The sequence below is a fragment of the Pseudomonas sp. MF09156 genome (genome assembly GCF_059862305.1).
Map to the genome: position 1 here is coordinate 57,210 of NZ_JCBCUR010000007.1, position 18,395 is coordinate 75,604.

Genomic DNA, 18,395 nt, shown 5'->3' on the forward strand with positions numbered 1-18,395 from the left:
TGCAACGATGTCTCTTGTGCTGCCGCCAGCAGGGTGGAAGCAACATGATGCCTGAAGCAAGATTTACCAAGTGGCGGTAATAGTGTTAGTATATATATTTAATTAATTTTAAGATTAGATATGAGAAATTTAGCCAAGACCTACCTTAAGTATGGGGTTCCTAGTAACTTAGCCTCCAAGTACGACTCTCTGGGGTTGTCTGTCACAGAGTTTCGCGTGCTGTCTCTGTCGAAGCTACAGAGTACCTATAGTATTGCGGAGTCGGAGGCTAAAATTGTTAAAGAGTATCTTACTCGTCAGGCTATTGACTTTGCTGTAATTCAAGGTTTGCTTGAAAATAATAACTTTACATGTTGCTGCTGTAAGGGTGTGAAAAGTGATGGGTATGTCATTCATCACATCATTAAGTATGAGCTGTCACAAGACAATACATATCCTAACCTCGCAGTACTTTGCCCAAATGATCACGATCTTGCTCATCGAGCAACTGGTTTGACCAGTGGGATATCTGAAGACCAGATCAGAGCGGCGAAGCAGAGTTGGGAGCAAATTGTTCAGATCCATCGCCTTGCTGCAGCAAGTCCGGAGGATTTGAACAAGTTCTACCTGAGAATACCTCGATATCAGGTGATGCTCGATGAGATGGAAACACTTAAAAATACAATCAGAGAAAAACAAGCTTTCGTTGATCTGAATGTTGCTTTGGCTGCCTCGGAGTTGGAGAATAATAATCGCCGTCTTAATCTGCTGCAAGAAGAGAAGAGCTCACTCGAATCTCAGGTTAACGCTCTAATCGAAAAACTATCTAAATTCCAGCCGGAAGAAGTTTCAAAGCTTTGTTCGGCAAGCATCACCAGGTTTTTGGCAGGAGATATAGCTGGGGCGTTAGCCGTTTTAAATGAAAAGCAGCTAGACGCTCAGAAAGATGAACTATTGTCTCTGCAGAGTACTATGTTAAATGGACTTTCCCAGAATATTGATGAACGGATTTTTCGGGCTATCTTGCTCTTGCTCAATGGGGAGGCCTCGGAGGCTTGTGATTTTGCAGGTCAAACTCTAAAAACGTGCGACGAGCTCAGTGATAAATTTTCGGAGCTTTTATTTAGAAATGTGGCTTGCTATGAGGAAGTTGGAACAATTTATTTCAATGCTGATCTCCTCGATCAAGCTGAGGCCGTGTTTAATAATGGTCTAGAGATGGCTTCTAACATGCTGCAAGGCGATCCATCCATCACTCCATTTATCCCTGATTTTTTGCATAATCTTGGAACTATTTATTATGCGCGGGGGGATTTTGAGGCGGCGAAAAATAATCTTGAAAATTCGATGGCCTGGTATGAGAATCTTCAAGTAACATTTAAAAAAATTCTGGGAGTAGAGGTCGGTCGCTTCGACGCTAAGTTGATCAAAAATCTTGTGAATTTGGCGACTACCTATAATGCCATGGGGGAGAGTCACAAGGCTAATGAAACATTTGATCGGATTGAACAGTTTAGAGGTGAAGTATTAAGTTCGGATAATCAATCCCCAGAACAACAAGTGCGATATCTGTCTAGCAAAGCGAGTCTAATGCTCAGCTCAGGTGAAGCTCTGAAGGCATTGAAGTTATTTGAAGAACTAATTCCTCTGCTTGAAACTTTGTCAAAGAAATTTCCATCCATGTATGCCAGAGAGTTCACTAATACGTGTTTGGAACTGTGTGCAGCTGGACTTATGATTGAGTCAACTCCTCAGGAGATGGAGCGATACTGCGGTCAAGCATTGGACGCTGCCCGTGGGCTAATGGTGAGTGAACCATTTGGGGATCCAAGTCCGCTCGCATACGCTCTTTTGTATTACGCTTTGCACATGCTGAGGACGGAAGGTAAAAATACACGATGCATTGCTGCGGCAGAAGAGGCTAATGCGATTGTTAAGAATCTACTGCCGACTCAGGGCGATTTACAATTGATCGAGGGTTTGAAGGGGTTGATGTCGGTGCTCAAAGCGTAGTGTATTTGAAGCCATAGAGACGAATGATACGCCAAAAACTCAACATGGTGCTTTTCATGGTTTAAGTGATTTTGCTCGGCGGAGTGGCCGTATCTGTTGAGGAATTGATACTAATTGATAATAGAGTCGGAGTGAGTTCTTTTCATATACCCCAAAAGCCTGCCTAATTGCGGGCTTTTTGTTTGTGCGGCGCTTAAGTTTCTGCTGCGTTAGCCGAAAAGAATACACGCTGCTCTATGGGTCCTGCTGTGTGTAGCAGTCAGTAGGTGCGTATTGTTTTGTTCGCTGATAGGGAGAGGTTTTGTAGTGGGAATGTTTTTTGTACTGTTGATGTTAGGTGTACTGTTTTGGGAAAGGGGGGGCGGTGCAAAAAAGGAACTTCTCAAAGTAGTGGTCGAAAATAAGCGGGGCCTCATCAAGTACCTTGGCTCTGCAGCACTGCTCGCCATGACGTTGTCCGCGCTGCCTAGTTTGTTGCTGTCCATCTATATGCGACAGCATGGTTTTTTTGCTTACGAGATCTTTGGCTCGCAGCAGGGAGGTATGCGTATTATTAGTTTGAATGTCCTATTTAATTTTATTGTCTTGTCTGTGTCTTTGATGGGGGCTGCTATATTTTGGAAGGCGAAAGCTCCTTGGCTTTTAGTTGCTTTGTCAACTGGGGCAGCGCTTTTGATTGCTGTGGGACTACTGGGTGTTGCGTATTACGCTAAGAGTTATGATCTCTTGGTTGCAACATTATTCTTCGCGTTTTTGATAGGAGGCTATGTACTCTTTTGGATTTCTAATGGCATTGATGGGAAAATCAATCGCTGGTGGGTGCCGTTGGTTTTTTCAGGGATAGCACTGGTTACTCCTGTTATATTTCATTCCTATGCGGCTGCGCTTGCCGGTAACGCTCTGTTTCAGATGCGTGTTGGGGGAATGCCTGTTGTGCTAACCGAGCCGTTAGGATTTGGTAAATCTGTTTCTGGTAGTACCATTGAAGGAAAGCTGCTTTTAAGAACTCCCGAGCTTTATTATTTGGAAGTGGCGGGCGAGAACAGCACTAACGCGCATTCGGTAGTAATTGTCAGTTCGGAGAGTGTCTCGATTAGCTATAAGTTTAGCGATAAATGATTTAATCGGCAGGTTAGAACTCGCCTGGAGTAGTTGCTATATATAAACTTCCTTGCATCCCTATGTGAATGCCTCGGATTGTGAGGTATATCGCTGCTTCCGGATCACCGTGATCAGCCGCGTAACGCATGGATAATGTGGTTGATCACGGCGCTGCGCGAGGTCAATACTGTGAGCCGGGGAACTGGTGCTTTATCTGGTATCAAACAGCAATCTGATGTGTAGAGTTCATAGGGAGCAGCCTCTTGTCATCTTTTGGCTTTACATTTCTTTCGCGAAAGGCACTTGGGCAGGCAGAGCAGATGATGTTCGGTGTCAGCTCCGGGGTCCGCGATGAGGTTGGCTTCCTAATTGTTCACCAACGTTACGCAGACCATTTCTTCCCGGGCACCTCGGTCCTGCACACCCGACTCCGATACGCGCTTCTCATCCCTTGGCTATATCAGAGCTTGCGGGCGAAGCGGCCGTCCCCCAAAGATTTCGCACATGCATTCATTGATCTCGAGCATAGGCTGACCGGCCGCCTTCAATTCAAGGGCAGTGAAGGGGAGCCTGACGGCGTGATCGGTGGTGAAGTCTTTCCTCGGCCCATCAGCCAGCCGCCTGCCTATGTCTACTGGACGGCGCTCACGAAATGGGGACTGATAGGCGCCCGCCCCGACGGACGTCCTTGGAGCCGCCCCGACATGGCGCGGCTGCTCGCGGCCGGAAGCAAGCGGTCGATGCAGGATGACGACGGCAAGCCCATCGATGCGGTCGCATGGCCGATCACGGGTCTAATCGAAGCACCGGCGGGATGGGACGGCGACGGCAAGTTGACGCTCGAGCTCTCGGCACGTGAACAGGAATTCTTGGCTCGCAAGCTTCGCTCTGTCCGTTCACCGAGCGACCCGAGCGAGCCCTCCCTTTTTGCCAAGCTCGTGGGGCGTCCGCTGGACGATGCCGTGCATTGCTGGGGCGACGAGATCCTTAGCCTTGCGGGTAAGGACGCCGCTCTTCTGAAGCGCGCCGGACAGGCAGCCGCGCTCTCGGCGATTGGCCGGGCTGTCTATGCCGCACTTGTTGAGTCCTTGAAGGAAACCCGAGACAAGCGCCCCCAGGAGAAGCTGCACCGTGCGAGACTCGGGGATGTCGTTGATGAATGGGGGGCGCAGGCGGGGGCCCTCGATTTCGCTCAGTTCCTCGAAGATGTCGGCCACCTCCCCGCGCCCGTCGAAGCGGTGCTTTGCGAGACGCTCGCTTGGATCCGCTCGAGGACGAAGAATCCAGCTTCCCTGCTCGATGTCTATAGCAGGGCCGAGTACAGCCGAAAAGGTGATCGGTCGCGCCTCGCTAACAACCAGTTCGGTGTCGATCGGCGCATGGAGTGGCAGGCCGAGAATCATGGCTTTGCGCATCCGCTTCACTACCGCTGGGGCAATGTAAAACGCCTTCTCCGGGACTTGGAGGGCGTCGCTTAATGGAGCGCCCGCCTGCATGGGACGGACAGCCCTATCTTGACGAGCTTCGCCCAGAGCGCGGCGAGACGGTCCGTCTGGCGCTGTTCGCGACCTATTCGGTGGACCTTTCGGCCATCGCAGCGATGCTGCTGGCGCTGATCGGTCGTAATAATGAGAAGGGCTCTGGCGCGGCGATCGATTTCGCGGAAGCGGTTGATCAGTTGCGGCACCGTGTGCGGATCATGGTTCAGCGCGGGAGAATCGTGCGGTCGGTCGCGCTACCGAGGGTCGCGGGTATTCTCGACCAATTCGTGATTGAGCAGACGCATGACGAGCGTTTCCGCAGTTGGCATCCAAAGATCGCACTCGTGGCATACGAAGGCCAGAAGGGGCCGACCCGCTGGAAGCTATGGGTCGGGAGCCGGAACCTCACCCGGTCACAGGACCTTGAGGTGGGCGTGCTTCTCGACGGATATGGAAAGCGTGGAAAAGGTCGAATGCGCCTCGACGGCATTGGTGATCTTGGCGCTAGCCTTGCCAGAGCGGCCGGTCGGGCGGATGCCTCGGCCATAAGTGAGGAACTGGACTCTGTCTGGTGGGAGGCACCGGCGGGCTTTCGACTGCGGGCTCTTCTCAACGGTCTCGAAGACGGTGTCGCTCTGGCCGTCGAGCCTCCTGCGGGCACTATCGATGGCATCACGATCGTTAGCCCGTTTCTCTCGCCAAAGTTTCTGAAAGCAGCGGGGCGCTGGGGCCCGACCGGCGCGCGCACCTTGGTCTCCTCGATGCCTGCGTTGGTCGAGATTGCGAACCGTTCGGGATCGTCGCTCGCGGCCTTTTCACGTGTCCTCGCCTATGCGGCACCAGATGAGACCATTGAGGAGAAGGCTCCGGAGGTACCCAAGACCTCAATGTCGGACGACGAAGCCGAGCCGCAGCCTCTTGCGCTTCATGCCAAGCTCGTCGCTTTTCATCAGGGTGACACCACAATCGTCCGCGTTGGCAGCGCCAACGCCACTGACCGCGCTTGGGCTGGCAGGAATTCCGAAGTAATGGTCGAGCTCGAAGCGGGCGACGCGTTCAATGCCGGCCTCGATTTCCTGATTGGCAAGGCCACCCCGGTCACGATCGAGGAACTTGCGCAGACCAATCCCGCCGACACCAGCAAGGGGGATGCGCTAGAAGAATCACGCAAGGCGCTCATGGCATCGTGGGATCCGATCCTCCGCCGTGATGACGATCGCTTCGTCCTCGATGCGAGAGCAGAGCCGCAACTCACGGATGCGAGCCACCGCCTGTCCGCCGGGCATGCCAATGGCGATCTTCTCGAGTGGCCCCAGGACGGTGTCCGGCTCGATCTCGGGGCTATTCCGCTGTCGATCCAATCAGCGTTCATCCAGGTCCGCATAACCTCAGCCGGGGAATCAGCGCGGTGGATGCAGCGCGTGACGGTCGATCCCCCGCTCGACGAAAAGCGCGACCTCGCCGCTCTCGCCAGTCACTTGGGGCTGCGCGCTTTCCACGATTGGATGCGGGCGATGCTAGGCGGAGAAACCATTCCGATCGGTGACGTTGCCTGGGACGAAGAAATGGAAGGGCCGGCCAATGGGCGCAAGGCGCTGAGCTATAGCCGTTTGACGCTCGAAGACATCCTCACCGCTTGGGCTCGCGATGAGAGGGCGTTCACAAGGGTTGATAAACACTTCGGGCCTTATGTCGAAGCGCTACTTGCCCATGACGAGAACCTCACCACAGCGGAGAAGAAAGATTTGAACGAGCTCGCGCAGATTTGGGCGATCGCACGCATGCAACTCGCCTCATGAGTGCCCGGTCCAAGCCGTTCCAGCAAGCGACGGTCGCAGCGGCTACAAAAGCTCTTTCCGGCGGAAATCAGCTTCGCCGGTTCCTCGTTGCTGACGAGGTTGGCCTCGGCAAGACCGTCGTCGCTCGCGACACGCTCGCGGCGCTCGCCCATAACGCCCGCAAGTTCACGGTCTATTACATCTCGAGCGGTCACAAGGTCGCTGATCAGAACAAGGTCGAACTGCTGCGCTTCCTGGACGAGGATGCCGCCGACGCGGCGCTCTCGAAGATTGATCGCGTCGGTCTGATCCCGATTGAGGAGAAACGTACCGGCAGCCTGCGGCTCTATGCATTTACGCCCCACACGTCCTTCTCCAGCAAGAAGCGCCTCTACGGCGGCAAAGCTGTCGAACGTGCCTTTATCAAACTGTTGCTAGATGAGATTTATCCAGGGCTGACAAACACGTTTCCGGACAAATTCATTGAGCACGGCGCGACGACAGGCTGGGTCTGGGCTCTCGCCGAAGCCGAGCGAAAGTTCGAATATGCCTCAGTTGCCTTCAAGACCGCCTATGGCAGGGCGCTCAGAGGAGAGTTTGGCAGGGCTGCGCGCAAGACCATCTCGCAAGCAGCCAATGACGAGATGATCTCAAACGGCCACACGATCGGTCTAATGCGCAAGGCTCTGGCGCAAGCGGCGCTTGACTCCGCGAGGCCGGATCTTGTGATCCTCGACGAGTTCCAGTGCTACCGCGAACTGCTCGATGCGCGCGCGGACAATCCACTCGCGCGCCAGATGCTCGAAGGCAAGAGCGGCTCCTCGCCGCCGCCAATCCTGTTGATCTCGGCCACGCCTTACCGCTTCTATGCGGAGCGTTGGGAGACCGGCGCGGGCGTCGCTCCGCACGTCGAACTGTTCGAACTCATCGCGTTTCTGGGCGGTGCTGATGTTCGTTGCAAGGCTGAGACCCAATTCCGCCGATTCGGCGATCTGCTGCACGCGATCGGCCGCCTGCCGGTCGAGAGCCGTGGGGCGGCGATCGGCGAGGCTGAGGCGATCAAGCATCAGTTAGAGAGACTGCTGACGCCGCTCATGTCTCGGACGGAACGTCCTGCCGCTCGAGAAAGTAGCGAATCATCGCCTAAGCCTGTGCGCATAGAGCCGCACGACCTACACGTCTATCGCCATTTTACCGCTGGGGTGCCCAAGAACCTGAAGACCGCCACGATCGCCTATTGGCTGTCGGTCCCTTTGCCTGCACAGGCCCTCGGCGACCGCTATCAAATCACACGTGGTGTGGAGTTCCCGGTGACGCGCAGCGTCCCGCATCTTGGCATCACGACTTGGGCCAAGCCACCGAAAGATGCCTGGGGGAGTGCCAAGCTCCGGGCGCTCGGCGATATCTTGCCAACCGATGCGCTCGCTTTACCCTGGATGCTGCCGTCGTTGAGTTGGTGGGATCCTGCAGGCCCTTGGGCTAAGGTGAGGCGACCCCAAAAGATGATGATCTTCAGCCGATTTAGGGCAACGCCGCAAAGCGTCGCGGCGCTGGTAAGCCTGGAGGTCGAGCGCAAGTTCGTAGGGAGAAGCTCCCTGCCTTATATGAACGCTTGGAAAAAGCGCCATCTCAATCCTAAGCCTAATCAAGGGCCGACCTTCGTGCTCTTCCACCCGAGCCCGTTCCTGATCCGCGCCGTCGATCCGCTCGACGTCCGCGACGGCGCCTCGTTCAAGCAAGTTCGTGCTCGGGCAAGGCAGCAGATCATTCGGGCACTACCGGCATCCATTGCGCTCGAGGCGCCCAACAAGCGTGATGGTCGCCGTCGCAAACCAGCTTGGGCGGTGCTCGCAGCGATCGAATCAGCGCAGCCGCAGCCGCACGTTCGCGAGTTTGCAGCGATCCAAAAGGAGTGGGGAGGGGTGGCGCTGAATGACGCGGCTCTCAAATCCCTCCTCGAACAGCGTCAGCAGGCGGAGCCGATTAGCTGGATCAGTAAGTGGGAGCTCGACGCGCTGGTCGACATGGCGCTCGGCGCACCGGGTGTTGTCGCCGGGCGCGCGCTCTATCGCCATCTCCCGGAGCTCTTCGACTATAAAGGTCAGCATTATCGTAAGTTGGCGCGGTTCTGCTGGACCAAGCTACGCACCTATCTGGATCGTCCGGTCTTTTGGTCGGTACTGCCGGGAGACGATGCGACGGTCAAATATCAGCGCGCCTGCATCGAGGGTTGTCTCGAAGCGGTGCTCGACGAGCATTTCTGGCTACGCAAATCCAAGGTGGGTGGCATCGGCCTTATCGACGACCTGTCTGGAGCGCTTTCTGCAAATGTCGGGACGTTCGGCTTCAAAGGGCTGGCGAAGAAAGAGAAGATCCGCATCCGCTGCCATGCCGCTGTGCCGTTCGGCGGCACTGAGAGCGAGACGCAGCGTCAGGATCTGGGCGACGACAACCAGACGCCCGCGCGCTCGGAGGAGATTCGCAGCGCGTTCAATACGCCGTTCTGGCCCTATGTTCTCGCGACCACCTCAGTTGGCCAGGAAGGTCTCGATTTCCATAGCTGGTGCGACCGTCTCGGGCATTGGGACCTTTGCTCAAGCCCGGTTGATCTCGAACAGCGCGAGGGCCGCGTTCAGCGTTTTGGCGGCCTCACCGTCCGCCGTCCGCTCGCCGACAAGCTCGGAAAGGACGCCTTGACCACGGCCCGGCGCGACCTGACCTCTCCCTGGGACGCGATAGCAAAAGTTGCCGACGAGGCTTTCAAAGATGACGAAACCGGCCTCACACCTTGGTGGACGCTGCCCGGTGCTGACCTCAAACGCCACCTGTTCGCCCTGCCGCAGAGCCGCGACATCGATCGATTTGCCAAGCTGAAGATGCAACGCCTCCTATATCGCGTAGCGCTTGGGCAACCTGACCAAGAGGATCTGGTCGAGCTTCTCACGGACAACGATCCAGAGGTCCTGCGGTTGCTGCAGGGCTTGACGTTGAACCTGTCAGCCTTCGCACATCGACGACTTGGCTAGTCTTGTAGGCGAGTCAGTAAGGGGAATTACTCCTGAGTGTTACGGCATAATCTGCGACAGATAACGAATGATGCGCTGAGATGTAAAATGGTATTTTTCATGGTCTTGTGCGATTCAACTCTCCAGAAGCGCCGTTTTTCCTGAGGTTTACCTGCTTGTTAATAATAGAGTGGGAATGATTGGGCGTCCGGCACTGACCGGCACCCCCTAGCAAAAAGTACCCTCAAGCCCGCTTAATTGCGGGCTTTTGGCTTTTTGGGGCTCGCCATAATGCCCGTCAGTTAAGCCTTTTTGTAGGAGCGAGCTTGCTCGCGAAGAACTTGAGAGCGCCGCGTTTACCTAGCAAACACGCGTTATCGTTGACGTCCTTCGCGAGCAAGCTCGCTCCTACAGAAAGCAGAATCCGCTTAACTGACTGGTATTAGGGCTCGCCAGGTTCCCCGGTGATGGCGGTCGAGAAGGCGCGACTGCCCAGCGCTACTACCACCAACCCCCCAATGGATTACCGGCGGCCTTCGCACACCGGTGATTCGCCGATGCGGCCTTCCTTGCACAGGTCAATGTTATCTGTGCGCTTGAAACCGGCGTCTTTCATGCAATAAAACCGCGTGAGTACCTGGTCAATCGGCGTCCTGTCCCCCGTCCCTATCAGGTTGGTATAGCCGCAGGCGGTCATAGCACTCTTGACGCCTTCTTCAGACACTCCGATTTTCTTCCAATTGGTAAATTCCGGCGGCGGAGGTTGAAAACCCCGGCCCGTGCAGCCAACCAATAACACAGCGCAAAAACTCAGCAACAGGCTCTTGATGAGCATGGCGTTCTTCCTCATGGTTTGACTCATATATCGGATGCGTCGTATCAGCGAGCTTGTCGAGGTAGTGTCGAGGGCTGCTCAGGAGCAATTAGAAAAACTCATCCAACAGGCAGTAAAAAGCCATTCGCTGCTCATCAGGCTCCACACCATACAGCTCAAAGAACGGCCTTACCCATTCCCGCCCCAGGTTGCGTTCGACGCTGCGTGCCGCCAGGGCCAGGTCTTGATAGCGGTCGCTGACTCCAAGGCGACCGCAGTCAATAAAACCACTGAAGTGACCGCCCGCTGCCATGAAGTTTGGCAGGCACGCATCGCCGTGCGTCACCACCAGGTCGTGGGTGGCGGGCCGTGTCGCGAGGAGTTCGGCAAACACATCGCGGACGCTGCGTCCCAGTCGCTCATCGTCGAAGTCCGTCCCATCAATCAGCCCGGCGTCGACGTGTTCCTGGGCGACGGTGATGCGCTGTTCCAGGTTGTGATCGAAGGGGCATTGCGCCACGGGTACCTGGTGCAATGTGCGCAAGGCGGTGGCCAGGACGTCGATGATCTGCGCGGCAGAAAGCGCGCTGCTGCTGGCCAGGTCCTGTCCCGGCATGGCGCTCATCAGCAGCCAGTGGTGATAGTTTTCCTGCACTTGGTCCAGTACCACTGGCGCTGGCAGGCCCTGTTGCTGCAGCCAGTGCAGGCGTTCGATTTCGTCGGCAAGCTCGGCGTGTTCGACCAGGGGCTCGGCTTTCAGGAACAGGTCTGGGCCGTTGTCCCTGCGCAGTCGAAACACGTCAGCCCGGGACTCGCCGATGGCCTGTTGTTCGATGAGTGCGAGGGGGAACTGTTCACGCCACTTTTCTGGAATGTTCACGGTGCTGTCCCGGTCCTCGCCTGAGCGTTGTCAAACGCCGATTAAACAACGTTTGGCCTCGGCTTGTCATGGGCGCCCCGCGCGGCAGGCGTTTTACTGCCTGGCGCGCGCGGGGGGCGTCAAGCGGGCAGCCGGCATTGCAGGTTCAAGCCCATATTGGTGAGGGCGCTGGACAGCTTTTCCAGGGTCGCGAAGTGCACGTTATGTACCCCGGGCCAGGCCGGCCGGTCGATGGAGAAGCTACCATCGGCCAATCGGTTGATGGGGGTACGGACGACGCTCATGGCGCGGCTGTGATGCAGCAGGGTATAGCGGCCCTGGCTTGCATCGATCAGGTACATGCCCTTGCGAAACAGCAGCCGCTGGTTTTGCTCCAGGGTCCTGTGCACCAGCGGTGCCTCCACTTGCACCCGCAGGTCGGCATGCAAGGTGTCGAAGCTGTCTCCGACGTGTTCGTGGGCAGGTGCACTGTCGCGGTCGATGTCGATGCCGGGGTCAATGCGTATGTCGCTGCCTTGCCCGGGAAGCACCTCCTCGACCCGCAGTCCGATGCCGCCGTGCAGTTCACTGATACCGGCAAAGCCATTGAAGGTATTGATGTTTCGCGCGCCAGTGAGCACCAGCCACTTGCCGCCGCCATTGAGGGCCTGGTCGGCCTGGATAATGGTATGGGCGAGGTAGTTACTCATCGCTTGCTCTGAAAGGTTGGCGGTGGGGTTGGGGTACTTGTAGTGGGCGACGCAGTCCAGAGCCTGCACGCGGATGCCATTGGCCCTGGCAGTCTTGACCAACTCCAGCTCGTTGTACTGGCCTGCCGGGTCGGTGCCCAGCCGGTTCAGGTAGCTTTCCAGGTCTTCGGACATCACCCCGGTGCGCGAATAGAGGTTCAAGTCATCCTGGACAAAATCGTTGAGCAGGCGGCGCAGATATAGGGTCTTCACACCTTTGCGCGCGAAGAGGGGCAGGTTGTCGATCACCAGGCGGGTGCTGGCGATGCGGTCCAGGGTTTCACCGATGACGTATCCGGGTATGTCTTCGGGCAGGCGCTCGATGATTTCGGCAAAGGGCGTAGTGGGCTCGAACGCGGGGATGTCCGGGCGCGCTGGAAGTCGGTTCCAGGGCAGTTCGGTAAAGAAGTCTTTCGCCGTTTGCAGCAGTTTGTCGTGAGTGACGCCGAAGTAATACGTGAAGCGGTCGATGCGCCCGAAGCGGCTTTGAACATGGGTTTCAGGCAGGCCCAGTACCCACTTTCTTATGTGCGTGCGGGTCGAGGGCGGGGTGTCGAAGGGGGTAGTGACCCGGCGCAGCGGGTTGACGGGGGCAGTCACCGGTTCCTCGCTAGGGGAGGGCGCTGGCGTGTGTGCGGCCTTGCTGGAGTTGCCGCCACCGCCTTTCAACCCTTTGCTGGCGCTGACGGGTTCCCATTCGTTGAGTTCGTTCAGGCGCACTGGCAGCGAGCCGGAAAAGCCATGGGGGTTACTTGGGTCGACGATCGCCCAGAAACCGTGGCCGTTGGGGTCGGCTTCGTAGCGTACGTAATAGGCTTCATCGTTGAGCATAATGGCGTGCTGCGGCATGCCGCTGGAGGTTTTGAGGGTATAGACCTGGCGAAACTTGCCGGGTGCGGTGTTGAGGGTTTCACCTTCCAGGATCAGGTTGCTTTGGTAGCTGGCAGGTACGGTCGGTTCTGGCGACATGGGTATAACGGCGGGCGTAGTGTGTTCAATCGCCACGGTATCGACTGTTTCGGCGATCTGCGGCATGACGCCGTCGGCCTTCAGCAGCGTCAGGTTGAACACCGCATCGATAGCACTGAGGACCGCGCCCAGCGCTCCCGCGCGGCGTTCGGCCGGGGTTTTGCCATTGATCGCCTGGTCGATATTCAGGCCCAGACTGGCCACGCTGGCGCCCATCACCACCAGGGCCACCGGCCAGCCTGCCACGGCCATTGGTCCGAAGGTCTTGCCAAAGGCGGCCAGGTAGCCGATCCACAGCTTCTTGCGCAGGTCGCCGTTGCTCTGCAGGGAGAACTGCGCATCGTTGTCCATGCGCGCACGGCTCGACTGTGCGAGCCAGGTAAAGGCGTCGCCGTCGAGGGGCTGGTCGGCTTGATTGATCAGGTGGTGGTCCCACGTGCCCCAGTCGGTAAACAGCTGGTCGAGTTGGTGGTTCAGGCCTTTGTCCACCCAGTCTGGCGGCAGCGTGCCGGCCACGGCCTGGGCGGTGCGGTAGATCAGCACGGGCGTCAGCAGCATTTGCTTCCAGGTCACGGCGTCGGTGTCGTCCTGCTGGACCTGGGCCGACAAGGGGAAATGGGCCATGAAACGCGCGCGGTTATCGGCGTGGTTGGTCTGGTTCAACAGCCAGAAATGCAGGTCGGCAGGCGTCTCAAGGCAGTGGAAGGCCTGGGCCTCGCCGGGGACGTAGAGGATTTGTCGGCCATCGCCATCGACAATACGCAGGATGTCCGTGGCGATATGCCCGCCAATATCCAGTGCCGCCACGCGTAGCCCGCTTGCCGGGGTTGCCTCGGCTTGCAGGTCGGGCAGGGTCGGCGGCCAGCCCAGGTTGCCGGCAAGGGCCTTGGTCACCTTCTGCAACTGCTCCTCGTCGAGGTGCCCGGCCTGTCGCGCTTGCAGGGCCTGGGCCAGGCAATTGACCTTGGCCAGGGTGCGGAAATGGTGGTGGTGGGTACTCCAGAATTGCTCCACGCGCGTGGTGTAGCGATCGCTGAAATTGATCGCCCAGAAATCATGGAGCACGGCGCTGGCGGACAGCTGCACTTCGTTGTGCTGATCGAACACTCGCGCCTGGGCACCCTCGCTGTAGAAGCCGCCATCGCCGTCGAGCAGGTCGGCATTATCCTGGTCATGCACCTCGAAGCGGTGCATGACCAACTGCGTCAGGGTCATCGACGCCTGGGGTTTTTCGTTATGGCTCCAGCCGGTAAAGGTCGCCGGATCACCGGTGCCGCGGCTGAAGCGGTGCCAGTACACCTGATCGGGATCCAGGTGCGCCAGGCCATGTTTCGTGAGGATTTCACCGGCGGCCTCGATGGCCATCGCCTGCATGTTCGGGCAGGCATCCAGTACCACGGGGGCCAGGGCGCGAAGTTGTTGCTGGGCGGCGGGGGATGTGTCGGCAAGTGGCATGCTGCTCTCCTTGAGGGGGGGAGGCGAGCATGCCAAGCGCTTCAGAGTGGGTGTGGGTAGATAATTAACGCCGGGCGATATCGGAGAAGTAGAACTTATCCAGGGTATGCCGCGACTCGGTGTACTCGAACTGGCGCCCATCCTGCAAAAACGTCTGGTTGCTCACCACGATCACATGGCTCTGGCCGTCGAGGTCCAGGTGCGCCTGGTCGTCCTTGCTGCGGGGCAGGGCTTCGATGGTGCGCTGGGCGTAGCTGATCTGCAGGTGCAGGGTTTGTTCGATGAAGGCGTAGATCGACTGTTCGGCAATCGTCTGGTCCAAGCCCGGGATCAGCTCGGCAACGAAGTGGTTGATATCGAGGATCACCCGTTTGCCGCCAATGCGCCGCACGCGCTTGATGCGGGTGATCAGGGTGCCGGGATCGGCCTCGATGTGTTGCAGCAGCGAACCTTCCAGCGGGAGTTGGGTGAACTCAACCACTTCGGTGCGTACGTCATCGCCCAGGTCGGCGTGGGTTTCGTGGAAGCTGACGATGCCGCCCAGTTGAAACTCAATCGGGTTGGGCGACAGCACGAAGGTGCCCTTGCCGTGGATTTTTTGCGCAAACCCGCGCTCCTGCAACTGCTCGATGGCCCGGCGCACGGTGCCACGGCTGGCCTGGTAGGTCTGCATCAATTCGGTTTCAGAAGGCAGGCGCGTGCCGCGTTGCAGGCGTTCGGTGGTGATGCTGGCAAGCAGATCGGTGTAGATCTGGTTGTATTTACTCATGGAGAGGGCTCTGTGCCGCGTTTGCGTTCAAGGCAGGAACCTTAGTGGCACAGGTGGGCTTTGTCCATTGGACCCTTGGAAAGCGCTGGGCGAATATTTTTACAACTCGTACAGACGAGTTGTTGCTTTAACTCGTACAGACGAGTACTTTTGCCCTCGGCGTGCTGCCAATAACAAGAATCTAAAGTGGAAGACCAAGCATGAGCCACGACTATTCCAACATTGCCCGCGAGATTCTCCTGAACCTCGGCGGCAGCGATAACCTTGAGCAAGCGGCCCACTGCGTGACGCGCCTGCGCCTGGCGCTCAAGGACCCGAGCCTGGTCAACGCCAGTGCGTTGAACCAGGTCGACCTGGTCAAGGGCTCGTTCTTCACCGGCGGCCTGTTCCAGATCGTCATCGGCCCCGGCGAAGTAGAAAAGGTCTACGCCGCCCTGCGCGAACAGACCGGCCTGGCCGCCGCCACCATCGCCGACGTGAAGAAAAAGGGCGCCGACAAGACCAACGCCATGCAGCGCCTGGTGCGGGTGTTCTCCGATGTGTTCATGCCCATCCTGCCGGCGCTGATCATTGCCGGCCTGCTAATGGGCATCAACAACCTGATGGGCGCCAAGGGCATGTTCATCGAGGGCCAGACGTTGCTGGAGGCCTATCCGAACCTGGATGGCCTGTGGAGCCTGATCAACCTGATGGCCAACACCTCGTTTGTGTTCCTGCCGGCGCTGGTGGGCTGGTCGGCGGCCAAGCGTTTTGGTGGCAGTGAAATCCTCGGCATCGTGCTCGGCCTGATGCTAGTCCACCCGGACCTGCTCAATGCCTGGAACTACGGCAAGGCGGTGGCCGGGCTCGACGGCCAGAGCCTGCCGTACTTCGACATTCTGGGCTGGTTCCAGATCGAGAAGGTTGGCTATCAAGGCCAGATCCTGCCGATCCTGATGGCCGCCTACGTCATGAGCGTGATTGAAAAATGGCTGCGGGCGCGGGTGCCGAATGCCATTCAATTGCTTGTCGTGCCGATCACCACCATCGTCGTCACCGGCGTGCTGGCCCTGGCGATCATCGGCCCGGTCACCCGGCACCTCGGCATCCTGATCACCGAAGGCGTGGTCACCCTGTTTGACCTGGCGCCAATGGTGGGCGGGGCGATTTTCGGCCTGCTGTATGCACCGCTGGTGATTACCGGCATGCACCACATGTTCCTTGCCGTGGACCTGCAACTGATCTCGACCCAGGGTGGCACGTTTATCTGGCCGATGATCGTCATGTCCAACCTGGCCCAGGGCAGTGCAGCCCTCGGCGTGTTCTACATGAGCCGCAATGCGCGAGACAAAAGCATGGCCTCGACCTCGGCGATTTCCGCCTACTTCGGCATCACGGAGCCGGCGATGTTCGGGGTCAACCTGCGCTTCAAGTTTCCGTTCTATGCCGCGTTGCTGGGTTCGGCCCTGGGCAGCATTTTCCTCTCGCTGAACAAGGTCCAGGCCTCGGCCATCGGGGTTGGCGGCTTGCCCGGATTCATCTCGATCATCCCGCAATACATCCCAAGCTTTGTCATCGGCATGGCCGTCGCGATTGTGGTGCCGTTTGTTTTGACCTGTGGGTTAAGCATGAAAATTGTGCGGCCGGGTTATCGCGTCGCCTGATAGATCGCTATCGCAGGCAAGCCAGCTCCCACAGAGGAATGCATTTCAACTGTGGGAGCCGGGCTTGCCCGCGATGAGGCCCGCAAGGCCGCTACACCACTCAATTGAAGGAACCCACCATGCAAGACTGGCAACACTCGGTGATCTACCAGATCTACCCCAAAAGCTTCCACAGCCACGCGGGTAACGCCACCGGTGACCTGCTGGGCATCGTGGACAAGCTCGACTACCTCCAGTGGCTGGGCGTCGATTACCTGTGGATCACCCCGTTCCTGCGCTCGCCCCAGCGCGACAACGGCTACGACATCAGCGACTACTACGCCATCGACCCCAGCTACGGGACCATGGCCGACTGCGACCTGCTGATCAGCGAAGCGGCCAAGCGCGGCATCAAGCTGATGCTTGATATTGTGGTCAACCACACCTCCATGGAGCACGAGTGGTTCCAGCAGGCACGCAGCAGCCTCGACAACCCGTACCGCGACTTCTACATCTGGCGCGACCAGCCGAACAACTGGCAATCCAAGTTCGGCGGTTCGGCCTGGGAATACGAGGCGCAGACCGGCCAGTATTTCCTGCACCTGTTCGACCACACCCAGGCCGACCTCAATTGGGACAACCCCAAGGTGCGCGCCGAGGTCTACAAACTCATGCGCTTCTGGCGTGACAAGGGCGTGGGCGGCTTTCGCCTGGACGTGATCAACCTGATCTCCAAGCCGGCGGATTTCCCCGAAGACAACAGCGACGGCCGGCGTTTCTACACCGACGGCCCGAACGTGCATGCCTACCTGCAGGAAATGCACCGCGAAGTGTTCGAGGGCCACGCGCTGATCAACGTCGGCGAGATGTCCTCCACCAGTCTCGAACACTGCATTCGCTACTCTCGCCCTGAGTCGAAAGAACTGTCGATGACCTTCAACTTTCATCACCTGAAAGTCGATTACCCCAACCTGCAAAAGTGGGTGCGCGCCGACTTCGATTTCCTGCAGCTCAAGCAGATTCTTTCCGACTGGCAAATGGGCATGCAGGCCGGTGGCGGCTGGAACGCGCTGTTCTGGTGTAACCACGACCAGCCGCGGGTGGTCTCGCGGTTTGGCGATGACGGCGAGCACCGCGTGGTCTCGGCCAAGATGCTCGCCACCGCTTTGCACTTCCTGCAGGGCACGCCGTTTGTGTACCAGGGCGAAGAGCTGGGCATGACCAATCCGGGCTTTGACAGCATCGAGCAGTACCGTGATGTCGAGACCCTGAACATCTACCGCCTCAAGCGCGATGCCGGTGAGTCCGAGGCCTCGAGTATGGCCGCGATCATGCAGAAGTCCCGTGACAACGGGCGCACGCCGATGCAGTGGAACAGCCAGGCCAATGCCGGTTTCAGCCGCGCTGAACCGTGGATCGGCATCCCGGCCAATGCGGCGCAGATCAATGTCCAGAGCCAGCTGGATGACCCGGATTCGGTGCTGCATCACTACCGGGCCTTGATCGTTTTGCGGCGCCTTGAGCCGCTGATCCAGGAGGGTGTTTACCGCCAACTGCTACAGGACCACGACAAGGTCTGGGCGTACCTGCGCGAAGGCCATGGCGAACGCCTGCTGGTGCTGAACAACTTCTACGGCCAGCCCTGCGAAATCCAACTGCCTCACAGCGTGATTGGCTCGGCGAGCGCGCAACGCCTGCTGATCAGCAACTACCCCGACTGCCCGGTGCGCACCGACACGCTCATCTTGCGTCCTTACGAGTCTTTTGTGCTGCACCTGACCGACTGAAACATCCCCTTTTC

The 18,395-nt window shown here is 57.9% G+C and carries 11 protein-coding genes; 7 read left to right on the forward strand and 4 right to left on the reverse strand.

Annotated elements, in window-relative coordinates:
• Positions 1 to 120 precede the first annotated feature (120 nt).
• From AC19YY_RS17360 to AC19YY_RS17380, 5 genes are all read left to right on the forward strand, one after another.
• Complete coding sequence (locus AC19YY_RS17360; protein WP_500604582.1) at positions 121 to 1,992, forward strand: hypothetical protein; 1,872 nt, start codon at positions 121 to 123, stop codon at positions 1,990 to 1,992.
• A 312-nt stretch (positions 1,993 to 2,304) separates the two neighbouring features.
• The gene (locus AC19YY_RS17365; protein ID WP_500604583.1) at positions 2,305 to 3,111 is read left to right on the forward strand and encodes a hypothetical protein; all 807 of its coding nucleotides are present in this window, start codon (positions 2,305 to 2,307) and stop codon (positions 3,109 to 3,111) included.
• Between the two features lie 245 nt (positions 3,112 to 3,356).
• Positions 3,357 to 4,571 (forward strand): DUF6361 family protein, encoded by a 1,215-nt coding sequence (locus AC19YY_RS17370; RefSeq protein ID WP_240997171.1) that lies wholly within the window; start codon positions 3,357 to 3,359, stop codon positions 4,569 to 4,571.
• Positions 4,571 to 6,373, forward strand: coding sequence for a phospholipase D family protein (locus AC19YY_RS17375; RefSeq protein ID WP_500604584.1), 1,803 nt, complete (start codon positions 4,571 to 4,573; stop codon positions 6,371 to 6,373). Before AC19YY_RS17370 ends, AC19YY_RS17375 begins: the two co-directional genes overlap by 1 nt.
• A complete protein-coding gene (locus AC19YY_RS17380) occupies positions 6,370 to 9,378 on the forward strand; it encodes a helicase (protein WP_500604585.1) in 3,009 nt (1,002 codons plus the stop codon). The genes AC19YY_RS17375 and AC19YY_RS17380 overlap by 4 nt, the downstream gene beginning before the upstream one ends.
• Positions 9,379 to 9,880: 502 nt before the next feature.
• On the opposite strand, the gene AC19YY_RS17385 is transcribed toward AC19YY_RS17380, so the two are convergent.
• The 4 genes from AC19YY_RS17385 to treR all read right to left on the reverse strand — a co-directional run bounded on the left by AC19YY_RS17385 (position 9,881) and on the right by treR (position 14,972).
• Positions 9,881 to 10,192, reverse strand: coding sequence for a hypothetical protein (locus AC19YY_RS17385; protein WP_169956683.1), 312 nt, complete (start codon positions 10,190 to 10,192; stop codon positions 9,881 to 9,883).
• A gap of 88 nt (positions 10,193 to 10,280) precedes the next feature.
• Entirely contained in the window at positions 10,281 to 11,051 is a 771-nt protein-coding gene (locus AC19YY_RS17390; RefSeq protein ID WP_500604586.1) for an APH(3')-II family aminoglycoside O-phosphotransferase, read from the reverse strand.
• Between the two features lie 119 nt (positions 11,052 to 11,170).
• On the reverse strand, positions 11,171 to 14,203 hold the full coding sequence (locus tag AC19YY_RS17395; RefSeq protein ID WP_500604587.1) for a dermonecrotic toxin domain-containing protein: 3,033 nt from the start codon (positions 14,201 to 14,203) through the stop codon (positions 11,171 to 11,173).
• Between the two features lie 64 nt (positions 14,204 to 14,267).
• Positions 14,268 to 14,972 (reverse strand): trehalose operon repressor, encoded by a 705-nt coding sequence (gene treR, locus AC19YY_RS17400; protein ID WP_169956677.1) that lies wholly within the window; start codon positions 14,970 to 14,972, stop codon positions 14,268 to 14,270.
• A gap of 200 nt (positions 14,973 to 15,172) precedes the next feature.
• Here treR and treP point away from each other — a divergent pair, with 200 nt between their 5' ends.
• Together treP and treC are read left to right on the forward strand one after the other, a co-directional pair.
• The gene (gene treP, locus AC19YY_RS17405; protein WP_170042963.1) at positions 15,173 to 16,615 is read left to right on the forward strand and encodes a PTS system trehalose-specific EIIBC component; all 1,443 of its coding nucleotides are present in this window, start codon (positions 15,173 to 15,175) and stop codon (positions 16,613 to 16,615) included.
• A gap of 119 nt (positions 16,616 to 16,734) precedes the next feature.
• Positions 16,735 to 18,381: an alpha,alpha-phosphotrehalase gene (treC, locus tag AC19YY_RS17410; protein WP_500604588.1), complete on the forward strand. Its 1,647-nt coding sequence runs from the start codon at positions 16,735 to 16,737 to the stop codon at positions 18,379 to 18,381.
• The last annotated feature ends 14 nt before the right edge of the window (positions 18,382 to 18,395 follow it).